The 14,411-nt window shown below is 64.9% G+C and carries 17 protein-coding genes; 8 read left to right on the top strand and 9 right to left on the bottom strand.

Annotation, left to right across the window (positions count from 1 at the left end):
• Nucleotides 1-10: 10 nt before the first annotated feature.
• Genes AAGW05_RS06710 through AAGW05_RS06700 form a run of 3 tightly spaced genes read right to left on the bottom strand, consistent with a single transcriptional unit; the run spans nucleotide 11 to nucleotide 2,151 of the window.
• Nucleotides 11-637, bottom strand: a complete 627-nt coding sequence (locus tag AAGW05_RS06710; protein WP_411803717.1) for a TetR/AcrR family transcriptional regulator — start codon at nucleotides 635-637, stop codon at nucleotides 11-13.
• A 48-nt stretch (nucleotides 638-685) separates the two neighbouring features.
• Nucleotides 686-1,948 (bottom strand): type II toxin-antitoxin system HipA family toxin, encoded by a 1,263-nt coding sequence (locus tag AAGW05_RS06705; RefSeq protein ID WP_411803716.1) that lies wholly within the window; start codon nucleotides 1,946-1,948, stop codon nucleotides 686-688.
• On the bottom strand, nucleotides 1,945-2,151 hold the full coding sequence (locus AAGW05_RS06700; protein WP_411803715.1) for a helix-turn-helix domain-containing protein: 207 nt from the start codon (nucleotides 2,149-2,151) through the stop codon (nucleotides 1,945-1,947). Before AAGW05_RS06700 ends, AAGW05_RS06705 begins: the two co-directional genes overlap by 4 nt.
• Nucleotides 2,152-2,409: 258 nt before the next feature.
• On the opposite strand from AAGW05_RS06700, the gene AAGW05_RS06695 reads away from it, so the two are divergent.
• Nucleotides 2,410-3,723, top strand: a complete 1,314-nt coding sequence (locus AAGW05_RS06695) for a CynX/NimT family MFS transporter (protein WP_411803714.1) — start codon at nucleotides 2,410-2,412, stop codon at nucleotides 3,721-3,723.
• 14 nt (nucleotides 3,724-3,737) lie between these two features.
• On the opposite strand, the gene AAGW05_RS06690 is transcribed toward AAGW05_RS06695, so the two are convergent.
• Nucleotides 3,738-4,172: a PLDc N-terminal domain-containing protein gene (locus AAGW05_RS06690; RefSeq protein ID WP_411803713.1), complete on the bottom strand. Its 435-nt coding sequence runs from the start codon at nucleotides 4,170-4,172 to the stop codon at nucleotides 3,738-3,740.
• An 84-nt stretch (nucleotides 4,173-4,256) separates the two neighbouring features.
• On the opposite strand from AAGW05_RS06690, the gene AAGW05_RS06685 reads away from it, so the two are divergent.
• A complete protein-coding gene (locus tag AAGW05_RS06685; protein WP_411803712.1) occupies nucleotides 4,257-4,571 on the top strand; it encodes a DUF4229 domain-containing protein in 315 nt (104 codons plus the stop codon).
• 32 nt (nucleotides 4,572-4,603) lie between these two features.
• On the opposite strand, the gene AAGW05_RS06680 is transcribed toward AAGW05_RS06685, so the two are convergent.
• The 3 genes from AAGW05_RS06680 to AAGW05_RS06670 form a co-directional block, all read right to left on the bottom strand.
• The gene (locus AAGW05_RS06680) at nucleotides 4,604-5,482 is read right to left on the bottom strand and encodes a 1,4-dihydroxy-2-naphthoate polyprenyltransferase (protein ID WP_411803711.1); all 879 of its coding nucleotides are present in this window, start codon (nucleotides 5,480-5,482) and stop codon (nucleotides 4,604-4,606) included.
• A gap of 84 nt (nucleotides 5,483-5,566) precedes the next feature.
• Entirely contained in the window at nucleotides 5,567-6,709 is a 1,143-nt protein-coding gene (locus tag AAGW05_RS06675; RefSeq protein ID WP_411803710.1) for an AMP-binding protein, read from the bottom strand.
• Nucleotides 6,710-6,726: 17 nt separating this feature from the next.
• Nucleotides 6,727-7,680, bottom strand: a complete 954-nt coding sequence (locus tag AAGW05_RS06670; RefSeq protein ID WP_411803709.1) for a 1,4-dihydroxy-2-naphthoyl-CoA synthase — start codon at nucleotides 7,678-7,680, stop codon at nucleotides 6,727-6,729.
• Between the two features lie 201 nt (nucleotides 7,681-7,881).
• Between AAGW05_RS06670 and AAGW05_RS06665 the strand changes: the two genes are divergently transcribed.
• Nucleotides 7,882-8,490, top strand: coding sequence for a GNAT family N-acetyltransferase (locus AAGW05_RS06665; RefSeq protein ID WP_411803708.1), 609 nt, complete (start codon nucleotides 7,882-7,884; stop codon nucleotides 8,488-8,490).
• A complete protein-coding gene (locus tag AAGW05_RS06660; RefSeq protein WP_411803707.1) occupies nucleotides 8,487-9,170 on the top strand; it encodes a tyrosine-protein phosphatase in 684 nt (227 codons plus the stop codon). The genes AAGW05_RS06665 and AAGW05_RS06660 overlap by 4 nt, the downstream gene beginning before the upstream one ends.
• 9 nt (nucleotides 9,171-9,179) lie before the next feature.
• Here AAGW05_RS06660 and AAGW05_RS06655 read toward each other — a convergent pair whose 3' ends face one another.
• Nucleotides 9,180-9,731 (bottom strand): GtrA family protein, encoded by a 552-nt coding sequence (locus tag AAGW05_RS06655; protein WP_411803706.1) that lies wholly within the window; start codon nucleotides 9,729-9,731, stop codon nucleotides 9,180-9,182.
• Between the two features lie 392 nt (nucleotides 9,732-10,123).
• Here AAGW05_RS06655 and secA2 point away from each other — a divergent pair, with 392 nt between their 5' ends.
• Together secA2 and AAGW05_RS06645 are read left to right on the top strand one after the other, a co-directional pair.
• The gene (gene secA2, locus AAGW05_RS06650) at nucleotides 10,124-12,478 is read left to right on the top strand and encodes an accessory Sec system translocase SecA2 (protein WP_411803705.1); all 2,355 of its coding nucleotides are present in this window, start codon (nucleotides 10,124-10,126) and stop codon (nucleotides 12,476-12,478) included.
• 70 nt (nucleotides 12,479-12,548) lie between these two features.
• Nucleotides 12,549-13,112: a dihydrofolate reductase family protein gene (locus AAGW05_RS06645; protein WP_411803704.1), complete on the top strand. Its 564-nt coding sequence runs from the start codon at nucleotides 12,549-12,551 to the stop codon at nucleotides 13,110-13,112.
• Between the two features lie 15 nt (nucleotides 13,113-13,127).
• On the opposite strand, the gene AAGW05_RS06640 is transcribed toward AAGW05_RS06645, so the two are convergent.
• Entirely contained in the window at nucleotides 13,128-13,886 is a 759-nt protein-coding gene (locus AAGW05_RS06640) for a M50 family metallopeptidase (RefSeq protein ID WP_411803703.1), read from the bottom strand.
• A 32-nt stretch (nucleotides 13,887-13,918) separates the two neighbouring features.
• Here AAGW05_RS06640 and AAGW05_RS06635 point away from each other — a divergent pair, with 32 nt between their 5' ends.
• The gene (locus AAGW05_RS06635; protein WP_411803702.1) at nucleotides 13,919-14,041 is read left to right on the top strand and encodes a hypothetical protein; all 123 of its coding nucleotides are present in this window, start codon (nucleotides 13,919-13,921) and stop codon (nucleotides 14,039-14,041) included.
• A gap of 10 nt (nucleotides 14,042-14,051) precedes the next feature.
• On the top strand, nucleotides 14,052-14,348 hold the full coding sequence (locus AAGW05_RS06630; RefSeq protein ID WP_411803701.1) for a hypothetical protein: 297 nt from the start codon (nucleotides 14,052-14,054) through the stop codon (nucleotides 14,346-14,348).
• Nucleotides 14,349-14,411: the final 63 nt, after the last annotated feature.

Below are 14,411 nucleotides of genomic sequence, written 5' to 3'. Positions count from 1 at the left end.
TCCTGGGGAATCAGCCCTGCGTGAGTGGACGGCCGTGCTCGTCGAAGGATGCGCCAACGCCTGCCTGGATGAACTTCACTGCCGCGGCAATGTGGTCCTCGCCGACGGCGTCGGGCTTGCGGCGTGAGGCGCTGGCGGTCAGCGACCCGTGGATGAGCTGCACCAGGTCCTCGACGTCGGCCTCGGGCAGGTAATGCTGGGCCATGCCGGCGCGCAGGATGTCCACGAGCAGCGCATTGAGCTCGCCAACATGGACACCCAGCTTCGAGAACGACTCGCTCGAGAGCACAGAGCGCATGGCAGGTCCCGGCGGCAGGTGCCGGCGCGTGAGGTCTTCCAGTTGCGCCCGCACATACACGGCAAGGCGGTCAACGGGATTGGCCATCCCCCCGAGCCGCAGCTTCAGATCAACGACGAATTTGCCGGTTTCATCCAGCGCGTAGGCGACAAGGAGCTGTTCAAGGTCGGCGAAGTAGTTGTAAACGGCAGTTCTGCCCACGCCGGCGGTACGGGCGACGTCGGTCATGGTCAGGCCGGGCAAACCGTGGGTAAAAAGCAGTTCACCAAAGGCGTCGAGAATCTTGCGCTGCGTCTGCTCCCGCTGCGCCGCGTTTGTGGGGGCGGCTATTCTTGGCATGGAGACAGTTTAGCGTCAATTCGTCAGTAAAAGTATTTGGCACGCACCCTAGCGTGCGATTGCCGCGCGCCGGATCCCCAGAACACGCACGACGGCGGCGCTCACGTCCCGCTCGAACGGCAGTTCCGCCGTGGTCAGGGTGGAGGCGGCCAGCGCCCTGTCAATGCACTTGCCCACGAGCCGTTCGGGGATGTGCAGGGCCCGGCCAAAGCGCAGCCAGTCGTTTCGGTTCAGCCCCGTTCGGGACCCCGCGCTGCCGCCGACGGGCAGGGCCATGCCGGGGTCACGGGACGGGTCGCCGTCGGTGAGGTCGGTGAGGATGCCGCCCGGGACGCCCGCCGCGAACCCCTGTTCAATCTCGGCGGCCAGCGTGCACTGGAGGTCGTAGGCGGGGGCCACCAGCCATTCACCATTGGGCTGCTGGAGGACCGAAATGTTCTTGGCGTGCAGGTTTCCGTTGCCCGTCAGCCAGGCAAAGAGGAACTGCAGAAAAATGTTCCTTGCGGCAAGGGCCTTGGAGGCGCACATGTTCACCGCGGCGGCGGCGACGGCCTCGCTGGCCACCGAGTATTTGCGGCCGGGCACCAGGCCCATCAGCTGCGCGCAATCCTCAACCGCCACCGTCCCGGCCGGGGACCGGTCAAAACGGGAGACAAGCAGCGCTGCCGCACCCGCGCCGTCGTGCACCAACCGGGCATCCGCAACGGGGATGGACAGCGCCCGTGCCTTGTTCAGCAACAGGAATTCCGTCTCGACCTGGCGGGCGTGGCTGCCGTCGTTGAACTTCAGGATGTAGGCGCGGCTGGGGTCCTTGTCATGGCGGTAGGAGGCTGTGACCTTGTCCTGCATGCCGGCAATCGAGGAGAGGTCCACGGGGCCGGGGACGGAGGCAAAATCGGCAAAGTTGATGTCATCCATGGTTTTGGAGACAGTCAGCAGGGCGGGGATGGTCTGCGGCTTGGCGCCGGCGGCGACGATCTGGACGTCACCCACGGGATTTTCGCCCGCAGCCAGAAGGAGCGAAAATTCATCAGTAATGGTTGTTTTCACCGCCCACCGGAGCTTGGCCAGGCGCTCGCCCTCGGGCAGCAGACCGGCAAAAAACGCGGGCACGCTGCCGTGGCCAAGGATGACGGGCATGTCCAGGGCGGGCAGGGTGGAGGCAATGGCCGGGCCGCCGGCGCTGAGGTAGCCGGGCAGGTAGGAAAAGACCACGCCAAGGCTGGGGCTGCGGGTCAGGGTTGCCGCGGCCCGGCCCTTCTTGTAAATCACTGCCTGGGTGGTGGACTTGGCGTACTCAAGGTTCTTCATGATCCGACCACGTGCAGGCTCAGGGTCATGCCCAGTGACGACGCCACGGCCGTCAGGATGTCCAGACGAACGGTTTCCCGGCCGTTCTCCAGGTCGCTCAGGACACGGGTTGAAATGTCGGCCAGGTCCGCAGTTTCGCTTTGGGTCAAATTCAGGGCCTTCCGCCGGGCCCGCAGGGCAGCACCCAAGTCGGCGACCTCCATATGAGCTGCCCTTCCTGCTGCTGCGGTGGCGCTGGTGTGAACCCGCGCCCGTTGGCACCATCCTAAGCCTTGGGTGTCGATTTTCTGCACGATCATGCAGAAAATTTGGGATGTGACGTGCTGGGCCGGATCTGGCTGCGACGATGACGTCGAAACGGACATCCGCTGCTGAAATATCAACAGCGGATGTCCGTTTCGACAGCGCGGCCCGGCCGGACGCTGTATGGCACCCACCGAGCCATTGGCTAGGGTGGAGCGGTGACGAATTTTCTTGTGAAGCGACCCTGGACCGGCCGGATTGGCGCACTACTGGGCATCATGATCATGGCGCTGAGCCTGCGCCCGGCCGTCTCGGTGGTGCCTCCGCTGCTGGGCGAACTCCGCGGCGAGCTGGGGTTCGACGCCGGGTCCACGGGCCTGCTCGCCATGCTTCCTCCCCTGATGTTCGCCATCTTCGGCCTCCTGACCCCCATGCTGATCCGCCGGTTCGGCCTCGAAAAGGCGCTGGTTGCCGCCGTCGTGCTTGCCGTGGCGGGGCAGCTGGGGCGGGCTGCAACAGACCAGGTGTGGCCATTCCTGGCCCTGACCGCCGTCATCATGGCCGGGTATGGCATCGGCAATGTGGTGCTGCCCCCGCTTGTTAAGAAGTACTTCCCGGACCGCGTGGGCATCGTGACGGCGGGGTATGTGACGCTGCTGTCGGTGGGCACTGCCATCAGCCCGCAGCTTGCCGTCCCCGTCGCGGGGGCCAGCAGCTGGCGCGTCTCGATCGGAATGTGGGCGTCGCTGAGCCTGCTGGTGCTGCTCCCGTGGATCACCCAGTTCCTGCGTGACCGCCGCGAGAAGCACGACGCCGGGACCCTGGCCGGGCAGGAAGCCCACCAAGGTGGCCGGGGCCTTGGCAGCCAGGAACCTGTGGCAAGGCTGCGGCCGTGGCGCTCGCCTGTTGCCTGGGGACTGGCGATCTTCCTGGCCGGAAACTCGGCCCAAACCTACGTCTACTTCACCTGGCTGCCGCCGTACCTCTCCGGTCAGGGCGTGGACCCCGCGACGGCAGGATCCGCGCTGGCCTACTTTGCCATCCTTGGCCTGCCAGTCAGCCTGTTGGTGCCTTTGTGGGTCCCGCGCCTGAAGAACCCCATTGTGGCCATTGGCGTATTTGCCTGCTTCTGGCTCGCCGGGCACCTTGGCCTGTACCTGTCGCCGCTTGACGGTACGTGGCTGTGGGTGACGTTCGCCGGACTGGGGCAGGGCACGTTTGCCACGGCACTGCTCATGGTTAACCTGCGCTCGCGGACAACCCACGGATCCGCGGTCCTGTCGGGATTCAGTCAGGGCATCGGCTATGCGGGGGCGGGCATTGCGCCGCTGTTCTTCGGCAGCATCCACGACGCAACCGGCTCCTGGAGCCTCTCCTTTGCCATGCTGGGTGTGTGCCTGCTGGTGATGCTGGTAGGAGCGGTGCTAATCAATCCGAAACGCTACATCGAGGACTCCGCCGAGGGGCCCCTTGTGCCTGCCGCCGGGCACGCGGCGGCCGTCAAGGAAGAGTGGCGCACGGGCTCGGAATAAAAGTGGAAGTGGTGCTACTTTTTGGTTTCGTCGTTCGGGTGCTCCTCGCGGAGCTTGTCGTCGCGGAGCTTTGCCTCGCGGGCATCAAGATCCGCCTTGAGCTTGCGGAGCCGCTCGGCTTCGAGCTTCTGGGCCCGGTTCACGCTCAGGTTGCGCAGGAATTCGGCGTCGTCATCGGGTGCTACGGATCGGCCACGGCCGGAGGATTGCTGGCGTTGGCCGGAAGCCTGGCCGCCTGACCTTTGCGCGGGGGCAGAGCCGGCAGCGGCGTACTGCGGTCGGCCAAACAGGAACCAGAGGGCCACGCCGATCACATTCAGCAGGACAATGACTACCACCCAGGCAGCCTTGGGGATGCTCCGGACGTCACTGGGTTCACTGCGGAGGCAGTCGATGAGTCCGTAGACAAAAGCGACGACACCCAAGGTCACGGGAATGATATAGCGCATACTCCATTCTAGCGTTGACGGACAAATCCGGGACTGTCCCGGGGCGCCCTGCGGATACACAGCTTGAGCGGCTAAACTTGGGCCGTGGCTTTCTTCAAATACTCCCTGGTTCGTGCCGTGCTGTTTCTGGCGTTCTTTCTCATCGCCTACAAGGCGCTGGGCTTTTCGCCGCTCACGGCGGGCCTGATTGCGGCCCTGTGCGCCTTCGTCGTCAGCTTCCTGTTCCTGCGCAAGCAGCGCGATGGCGCGACGGCCGTTGTTGCCGACCGCTTTGCCCCGAACGCCACCACGACCCAGTCGGCCGCCGCCATTGCAGATGCCGACGCCGAGGACGCACTCATCGACGAAAACCCGAACATCTGGGTTGACGCCGACCGCAAGCCGACCGAAAACGCCTAGCCCGGGAACGCTGGACCCGGCGCAGTGAGCGGCTAGAGCGCCGTCAGCACCATTGCCACGGCAAACAGCACACTGAATCCAAGGTTGAGCAGCCCCGTCTGCTGCAAGACGGGGATCAGGTTCTTGGCCTTCTTCCCCGTCAGCATGATCCAGCTCGGCATCAGCATGAACGGGATCAGCAGCAACACCAGCAGGATCCACGGTTTCCCCGGCGCAATGAACAGCATCAGCGCCAACGACAGCGCCAGCATCACCACGTAGCTGAGCCGAGCATTCCTGTCGCCAAGCCGCACGGCAAGCGTCCGCTTGCCCACCTCGGTGTCAGTGGGAATGTCGCGAACATTGTTGGCCATCAAAAGTGCGACGGCGATCAGTCCCGTTGAGATTGAACCCAACACGGCCGCCGCGTTCACCGATCCTGCCTGGGTGAAGGTGGTGCCCAGGGTTGCCACAGGGCCAAAGAAGAAAAACACAAAAACGTCGCCAAGGCCCATGTAGCCATACGGGTTCTTGCCGCCGGTGTAACCCCACGCAGCAAGCACCGCGCCGGCGCCGACAAGCAGCAGCCACCAGGCCTGGGACACAATGACGAGCGCCAGGCCGGCCACCATGGCCAGGCCGAGGGCCGCAAAGGCGGCCATTTTCACATGCGAGGGCTTCACGACACCGCTGCCCACCAGGCGCAGCGGCCCCACCCGCACTTCATCCGTTCCACGGATTCCGTCGGAGTAGTCGTTGGCGTAGTTGACGCCAATCTGGAGCAGCAGGGCCACCACCGCAGCCAAGACGGCCCGGCCCCAGTGCAGTGCACCCATGTCGAAGGCGGCGGCGGTACCGATGATCACGGGGGCCACCGCCATGGGGAGGGTCCTCAACCGGGCGCCCGAAATCCATTGACCCACAGTGGCCACAGCGTCGCTCCTTATATTCAAATGAAATGACTGTCAGCGGGCCTGCATCAGGCCCACTAAGTTAATTGTGCCGCGATACCGGCATTATGCGGCGTTAGCTGCCGCGGACAGCGTCGCCAAAATTGCCGTCCTGTCGGGCTTTCCGGTGGCCAGCAGCGGAAGTTCGGAGACGAACACCACAGTCTTGGGGACAAGGTGAGCTTCCATGATGGCCGCCGCACCGGCAAGCAGCTCGGGCAGGCTGCAGGAGGCAACCACCATGGCAGCCACCTGCTGCCCCCACTCATCCGATGAAACGGGCACAACAAAAGCCTCGCGGACGCCTGGCACACGGTGCAGCCCGTCGGCGACGGCGACGGCTGAAACCTTCAGTCCTCCCGTGATGATGACATCGTCAACCCTGCCCAGCACGCGAAGGCGTCCCTCACTGTCCAGCTCGCCCTGGTCCCCGCTCTCATACCAACGCACCAGCTCGCCGTCGTGCTCTTCCTCAAAGAAGGACGCGGCACTCAGCTCGGCATCGCCGAGATAGCCGGAGGCAACGACAGGCCCGCCGAGCAGGACCCGGCCGTCGCGGATGGCAAGCTGCACGCCGTCCAGGGGGACGCCGTCGTACACGGCACCGCCGCACGTTTCGCTCATGCCATAAGTGGTGACGACGTTCAGCCCGGCGCCGCGTGCGGCCTCAAGCAGCACGGGGTTCACGGGGCCGCCGCCGAGCAGGATCGCGTTGAAGCGGCGCAGGACTGTCAGCGTTTCGGCGCTCGGGTTGGTCAGCAGGCGCGTGAGCTGGGTGGGCACGAGCGAGGTGAAACGCATTTTGTCGGTGAGCTCAAGGGCAGCCTCGGTGAACGCCTCGGGGGTGAATCCTCCGCTCAGGTCAATGGCCCACGGGCGGGTTCCGGCGAACAGGCTGCGCACCAGGACCTGCAGCCCGGCCACGTAATTCGTGGGCAGGGCCAGCAGCCACTGGCCCTCGCCGCGCAACGCCAGTGCCGTGCCGACGCTCGACGCCGCCAGCGCATCCACGCTCAGCAGCGTGCGCTTGGGTGTGCCGGTGCTCCCCGATGTAAGCACGACGGCGGCAATCTCGGTGTCGCTGCCGGCTGGCAGGCCCAGCTCGGTTTGCGGGATGAGGCTGAAGCTGCCATCGGGGGCGATTTGGACCGCGGGGCCCTCGCCGGAGAGGGCTTCGGAGAGTGCCTTGAGCAGGGGTTCGATGTTCATGTGCACCTATATGGGGGTTAGAAGTAATACGGGAAGGAGGACCAGTCGGGGTCGCGTTTTTCTAGGAACGCTTCCTTGCCCTCCACGGCCTCGTCCGTCATGTAGGCCAGGCGCGTTGCTTCGCCGGCGAAGACCTGCTGGCCGGCCAGCCCGTCGTCGGCCAGGTTGAAGGCGAACTTGAGCATCCGGATGGCCTGCGGTGACTGGCGGGCAATGTCGGCGGCATATGCCAAGGCCACGTTTTCCAGGTCCTTGTGGTCAACGGCCTCGTTGACGGCGCCCATGGCAACCATGTCCTCGGCGGAGTATTCCCGTGCCAGGAAGAAGATCTCACGCGCCTTCTTCTGGCCGATCTGGCGGGCCAGCAGCGCGGAGCCGTAGCCGGCGTCGAAGGAACCCACGGTGGCGTCGGTCTGCTTGAACTTGCCGTGCTGGCGGGAGGCGATGGTCAGGTCGGAGACGACGTGGAGGGAGTGGCCCCCGCCTGCCGCCCAGCCGTTGACGACGGCGATGACAACCTTGGGCATGGTGCGCATGAGCCGCTGGACCTCGAGGATGTGCAGGCGTCCGGCGCGGGCGGGGTCGATGGTTTCCTTCGTCTCACCCTCCGCGTACCTGTAGCCGTCGCGGCCGCGGATGCGCTGGTCCCCGCCGGAGCAGAACGAGTGGCCGCCGTCCTTGGCGGAGGGGCCGTTGCCAGTGAGGAGAACCGTTGCGACGTCGGGGGTCATGCGGGCGTGGTCCATGGCCCGGTACAGCTCATCGACCGTGCCTGGACGGAAGGCGTTGCGGACCTCCGGGCGGTTGAAGGCGATGCGGACGGTGGGTAGGTCCCTGACGATCGTGCCAGCCGAGTCCCGCTCCACCTGGCGGTGGTAGGTCATGTCGTCGAAATCGAAGCCGTCAACCACGCGCCAGCGGGTGGGGTCGAAGATGTCGGATACCTGCTCGGGAAAATTAGATGCGCTCACGCTAACGATCTTAGCCGGGAGGTATGCGCGGGGTGCAGCGCGTGTCAGCCGATGCAATCCTTGGACTGCTTCCCATAGGCTGCCGCGTTCCGTTCTGCGTTGATCCCGTGGTCGGGGTTGGCGCAGAACAGTGTTGTGCGCCAAACCCGCCGTGAGCTCAACGCAGAACAGTCAAACTTTTTCATCGGATAGTGTTTTCGCATGACAGCAATTGCACCTGTGACCCTGCGCGGCAAGTACGTCACCCTGGAACCGTTGAGCATGGCCCATCACGACGGCCTTGTCGCAGCAGCGTCCGACGGCGAGTTGTGGGACCTGTGGTACACCACGGTTCCCCGGCCCGAGGCAATGGCGGCGGAGATCCGGAGCCGACTGGCCGCCCAGGAAGCCGGGACTGAGCTGTCCTTCACGACACGCCTCAATGACGCCGCGACGGGGGAGCCAGGACGAATCATCGGGCTGACCAGCTACTACGCCATCGACTTGAACGTTCCCCGGCTGGCCATTGGCGCCACGTGGAACGCTGCCGGTGCGCAGGGCAGTGGAACCAATCCCGACAGCAAGCGGCTCCTGCTGGCGCATGCCTTCGAGACACTCGGCTGTGCGGCCGTTGAATTTCACACGCACTGGATGAACATGCAGTCGCGAGAGGCAATCGCCCGGCTCGGCGCCAAGCAGGACGGTGTGCTCCGAGCACACCGCCGCATGGCAGACGGCTCGCTGCGGGACACCGTGGTGTTCTCCATCGTGGCTGCGGAATGGCCGCAGGTCCGCAACGGGCTCGACTACCGGCTGGCCAGGACACGATGACAGTGCCGTCCTGGGAGGGTGCCGTCAACGCCCGCCTGCTTGCGGGGGACATCTACAGGATGGGCCGCAGTGAGTGGCTCACCGAGCGTGGTTGGGAGCAGCTGTATGACGACGGCGTTCGCACAGTCATCGACCTGCGCAACCCGGGGGAGCGCAAGCGCAGGCCAAGCGACCCGGTGGTGGGCGGGGCCGCGATGGCCAGGTTCGACCTCGTGCACTCACCAACGGAGGACCCCGACGACCCGATGTACCGGGAATTGTTCCACCCCTACATGAACCATCCGGGGCTGTATGCGGACATCGTCCGGCTGTTTCCGCTGCAGGTGGCGCGGGTTTTTAAGGAGTTGGCGGCGGCGCAGGGTGCCGTGGTGATCCATTGCTCGGCCGGGCGGGACAGGACCGGGCTGATTGCCACGCTGCTGCTCGCGCTTGTGGGGCAGGCCGGGCGGGCGGCGGCGGAGGACGAGCTGGCGGCACGCGGCATTAATGAATGGCATTTGGTGGCGCCGGTGAAGCACCCCTATGAGCGCCACCTCAACCCAGGTGAGCTGGCGGAGGTGGTGCAGGGGCGTGGCCGGGCTGTCGAGGAATTTGTGGGCGGCATGGACGTGCGGGGATTCCTGCTGGGCAACGGAGTCAGCGAAGCCGAGATCGAGGAAATTATGGTGCGGAGCCGCTGATTCAGGAACTTATCTCGTTGGACCTGCGGAGACCAGCTCGGGGGCGCTCAGTGTGTGTGCCATTGCTGCAGGCGAGCCGGCGGCCGTTGCCGTGCGCATTGCAGGGGAAACAGTGATTACCTCCCCGGCCAGTTCCTCGTTGAAGACAAAGTACCTGTAGGCAAGGAAGCGGAAGATGGTGGCCAGGACCAGGCCGACCACTCCGCCGGCGATGAAGTCCGCGGTGAAGGATGTCAGTCCCAGGACGTAGCGTGAAATGACCTGGCAGGCCAGCACCATGCCTAGGCCAAACCCGTTCATGAGAAGAAACAGCGCGAATTCCTTCCAGACGCGCTCGGACTTGCGGTGACGGAAGGTCCAGTAGCGGTTGGCGAACCACGCAAACAGCGTGGCAATGATGGTTGAGACCACGCGGGCCTTGATGGTGCCTTCGGACATGGGACCATGCCAGAGGATGGTGTAGATGCCGTTGTCGATAATCCAGCCCAGGCCGCCCACGGCGCCAAACTTCAAGGCCTCGCGCCAAAGCAGGGCAACGAGGTTCATCAATCTTGTGATCACGCGCAGAGACCTTTCGGGGAACCAATGAAATGCGGCGCCGCCCCCAGTCGCCAGTGTTATGCATCACAATTTAGCATTCGAAGTCATGGAATGGCTCCAGAATTCGCCTATTGGCGGCAAATTCACAGCAAGGGCCCTTTATATGACGCGGGTGCGGCAACCAAAGGAAGCTCCCGCCGGCAATGTCAGGCCCTGCTGATGCCTCACGATGAAGGATTGTGCCATTCGCAGTTGATGGCCGGATGCAAACTTCTCTCCAGGGGGCTGCCGGCTGATCCCCGACAAGGCGGCTCGATGGCTTGCCGCCGCCGTGGTTTGTTGTGCTCTGCTTGAGGGCACGGGTACGTTGTAAAGACCACCCGCACGTACCGTGCCAATAGACTCGAGGATCCTTGCACCTGTCCAGGAAGTTCAAAAACTGGCTCTTCAACGCTCCGGGGGTCGTGGACACCGAAAGCGTTGACGGAGTTGTCCGGCGGGCCGTGCACCGTGCCGAAGGAGCAGACGGCGCCTCCGTGGAAACGCTGCTCAGCCAGTTCCGTTCCACACCGCCAACCTGGACGCACGCGGAACTTGAGGACTACCTGGTGTGTGCCTGCGTGGTTGCGGCGGAAGCCTTGGACATGACGCCCTTTGACACGCAGCTTATTGCCGCGGCTAACATGCTGCGCGGCACCGTGGTCGAGATGGACACCGGCGAGGGAAAAACACTGGTGGGGGCCCTCGTTGCAGGTGCGCATGCGCTGGCCGGCCGGCGGGTCCACGTGCTGACTGTCAACGACTACCTCGCCGGGAGGGATGCGGCCTGGATGAAGCCGTACTTCAAGGCCCTGGGCGTGGACGCCGACGCCATCACCACGCACTCCACGGCCAAGGAGCGCCAGGAGGCCTACACCTGCGGCGTCGTATACGTCTCGGTCAACGAGCTGGGTTTCGACGTGCTGCGGGACAGGACCTGCACCGAACCGGGCCAGGTCGTTTTGCAGCCCTTCGACGCCTGCATCATCGATGAAATTGATTCCGTGCTGGTTGACGAGGCCACCGTTCCCCTGGTCCTGGCCGGGCGGGCGCGCAGCGAATTGCAGGGTGTGGACGTTGCCGGTTTTGTCAGGACGCTGCGCCCCGGCACCGACTACACGGTTGAGGCCGACAAGCGCAACGTCTCCCTGACCGACACGGGCCTGCATCTCGTTGAGAAGAGGTGGCCCGACGTCGAGCTTTACTCGGCGGCAGGCACGCCACTGTTTTCCTCCATCAACGTTGCCCTGCACGCGCAGGTGCTGCTGCAGCGCGACGTTGACTACATTGTGCGTGACGGCAAGGCCGAGATTGTTTCCGATTCGCGCGGGCGCGTGGCACACCTCCAGCGCTGGCCCGACGGGCTGCAGGCCGCCGTTGAGACAAAGGAAGGGCTGAACAGGACCGAGCAGGGCGAGGTCCTTGACCAGCTCCTGGTGCGGGACCTCATCAAGGGCTTCGTCAGCGTCACGGGCATGAGCGGCACGGCCGTTGCCGTCGCGGAGTACCTGCGCACCAACTACACCCTTGACGCCGGCCGGATTCCATCCCACAAGCCGTGCATCCGCCAGGACCGCCCCGAGCAGATCTATGCCACGGGTGCCCAGCGCGATGCCGCCGTCGTGGAGGAGGCGGCAGCGGCCCACGCCACCGGGCAGCCTGTCCTCATCGGTACCCACGACGTCGCCACCTCGGAACGCTTCGCCGAACTGCTGGCCGAAAACGGCATCGAGTGCCAGGTCCTAAACGCCCGCAACGACAGCCTGGAGGCGCAGATCATTGCCGAGGCCGGGCACAAGGGAAACGTCACGGTGTCAACGCAGATGGCAGGGCGTGGTACTGACATTCTCCTGGGCGGCACGTCCGGGGAAGGCTCCCGGGCCAGCCTCGGCGCACACAGCGAGGTTGCGGGCTTGGGTGGGCTGCTTGTCATCATCGTAGGCCGCTTCTATTCGCCGCGCCTTGACGCGCAGTTGCGTGGGCGCGCCGGGCGGCAGGGCGACCCCGGCGCCAGTGTCATCTTCTCCAGCATGGAGGACCCTGCAGCCAACGGGCAGGAATCCCACGGCCTGGAGCTGCGCGATTCAGTCGCCCAGGAGACCGACGACGCCGGACGTGTCACCCGGGCTGACGTGTCCAGGCTGCTGGACAGGGCGCAGCGCCTGGCCGAACAGGAACGCTTCACCACCCAGCAAAACTCGTGGAAATACAACGAACTCATCGCCTACCAGCGCCAGGTGGTGCTGTCCGAGCGGGGCAAGGTGCTCCAGGACGCGGGCGCCGCCCTGCAGATTTTTGAAAACCTCGGGGACGACGCCGGCACGAACCTTGCGCGGTTGGCCGACCTTCGCGACGCCCTGGGGGTGGAGGAGCTGGCCCGAGTCTGTAAGGCGGTCCTGCTCTTTGAGCTTGACGCCCAGTGGAGCGACCACCTGGCTCTGCTCTCGGAGCAGCGGGCCGCGATCCACCTGCGGGCCCTTGGCCGGCAGAACCCCCTAGATGAGTACAGGCGTGAAACCATCAGGGCCTTCGACGGCTTCTTCGACAGGGTCAACGACGGCGCACTGGAGATTTTTGACGGTTTGGACATCATCGACGGAGGCGTTGATCTTGAGGCGGCAGGCATCCGCCGGGCGTCATCGACCTGGACCTACGTTGTCAACGAGGAGCCCTTCGGGAGCCAGTCGGACCAGGCTGTGAAGTGGCTGCTGAAAAAAATGGGCAAATAGCCTTCAGCCCGGCAGCGGGGGAGTGAATACTGGGACTGACTGGTCCGCAGATCCCCGAGAGGCAGGCACCATGGCCAAGCTTATTTACGCAGCAATCACATCATTGGACGGCTGCATAGAAGACAGAGACGGCAGCTTCAACTGGGCCATGCCCGACGACGAGGTCCACAGCTACGTCAACAACCTTGAAAGGGACATTGGCACCTACCTGTACGGCCGCCGGATGTACGAAACCATGAAGTACTGGGAGCCGATGTACGCAGATCCGGCCCAGACCCATGTGGCGCGCGACTATGCCGCCATCTGGCATCAGAGCCAAAAAGTGGTGTACTCCCGGAGCCTTGCGGACGTGGACACGGCCAAGACGCGCATTGAACGCACCTTTGACCCGGACGCCGTGCGGGCCATGAAGGCGGAAGCGCAGGAAAACATATCGGTGGGCGGCCCGGAGTTGGCAGCGGCTGCCTTCAAGGCCGGGCTCGTCGATGAGATCCACCTCTTCGTCTCGCCCATTGTTGTTGGCGGCGGAAAGCAGGCACTGCCGGACGGGTTCCGGACCCCGCTGGAACTGCTGGACCAGCGGAACTTTGGCAACGGCGTCGTGCATCTGCACTACCGGGTGCTTGCGGCATGACGGCGGCCGGCCGGGCTAGAGCCCCAACAGCCCCCACAGCAGCCAGCCCGAGAGTGCCGCCGAGGCTGCAATGACCACGGCAAACCCGGTGAGCCAGATGAACGACGGCGCCCCGGTCGACTGGGCAAGGATGTAGGCGTCGGAGCTGGCCAGCTGGTTGCGGCGGCCGGTGTGGACGGCCGCGACCTTGAAAAAGTCGCGCACCGAGCCGACGCCCAAGGCGATGCCCAACGCCAGCATGGCCCAGCTGACGGTCTCGGCGCTGGCAAACATGACAAGGGACTGGGCCACGGCGGCGCTCAGCAGGGCGACCACAATGCCTGTGAAGTTGCGCAGGAACAGCAGCGCCACAAGGAGCACCAGCGCACCAATGGCTGCGGCCGCCCCGGCCCAGCCTGCCGAGACAGAGCAGACAAGTGCAACGCCCACCACTGCGGGCGCCGGGTAACCCCAAAAGCCAGACCAGGTGGCGCTGAAGCCGCGCCGCCCGCTGCTGACCAGCTGGCCCGAGTGGTCAAGACCGATCTTCAGGCTGTGCACAAAACGCCCCGTCATGAGGGCCGCAAAGGCATGACCAAGTTCGTGCACAAACGTCACATAAAGCCCGAACCAGCGCCAGGTCCGGCGCGGAATGCTCAGGGCAACCGCAGCCGCGACGATGGCGAGCAGAACTGCCGGGGGGATGGTGGGCGCGTCGGTGCGGGTAAAGCCGTTCAGCAGCGCCTGCCACCAGCCGGCGGCCGCATTTCCCACTTCTTCTTGCACATTTGTCATTAGTGCAGACTAAACGATCAGGCTGGCGGGCAATGACCAGCCCGGCAGCCGTGCTGGCCTACAGGCGGCCCGTCCGTGCGCACCCGGGACGTGCGCACCCGGCCTTGCGCACCCGGGACGGCGCCGCCAGGGCAGGCAGGCACAACCACCGGTAGGATGACGAGCGTGACCGACCCTTCAGCAGCACACCGCCACTTTCAACTGACCCTGCGCAAACCGTGGCTTGGCTGGTTTCCCAAGCCGACAGTCGTCGTCGACGACCTGGCCCAGCCGACCCAATGGGGCACCCGCAGCTGGAAGGTGCCGGGCGCGGACACCGCACGGGTCACGGTTTTCCTTTTCAACCGGCTGTGGAAATTCGGCGAGGTGACGTTCACCGTGGTGCCCGGGGAATCGGAGCCGCTTGAGTACGTTGCACCGTGGCTTCCCTTCCTGCGCGGGCGGGTACGTGTCGCGCGCTGAGCCGGGCCGTCCGACGTCGTGCGTGGTGGGCAAGAGTCGGCATTCGCCCGCTCACACGGGACG

The sequence above is a fragment of the Arthrobacter sp. LAPM80 genome, from assembly GCF_046736435.1.
Classification (GTDB): Bacteria; Actinomycetota; Actinomycetes; order Actinomycetales; family Micrococcaceae; genus Specibacter.
This window is presented reverse-complemented; position numbering and strand designations above follow the sequence as displayed.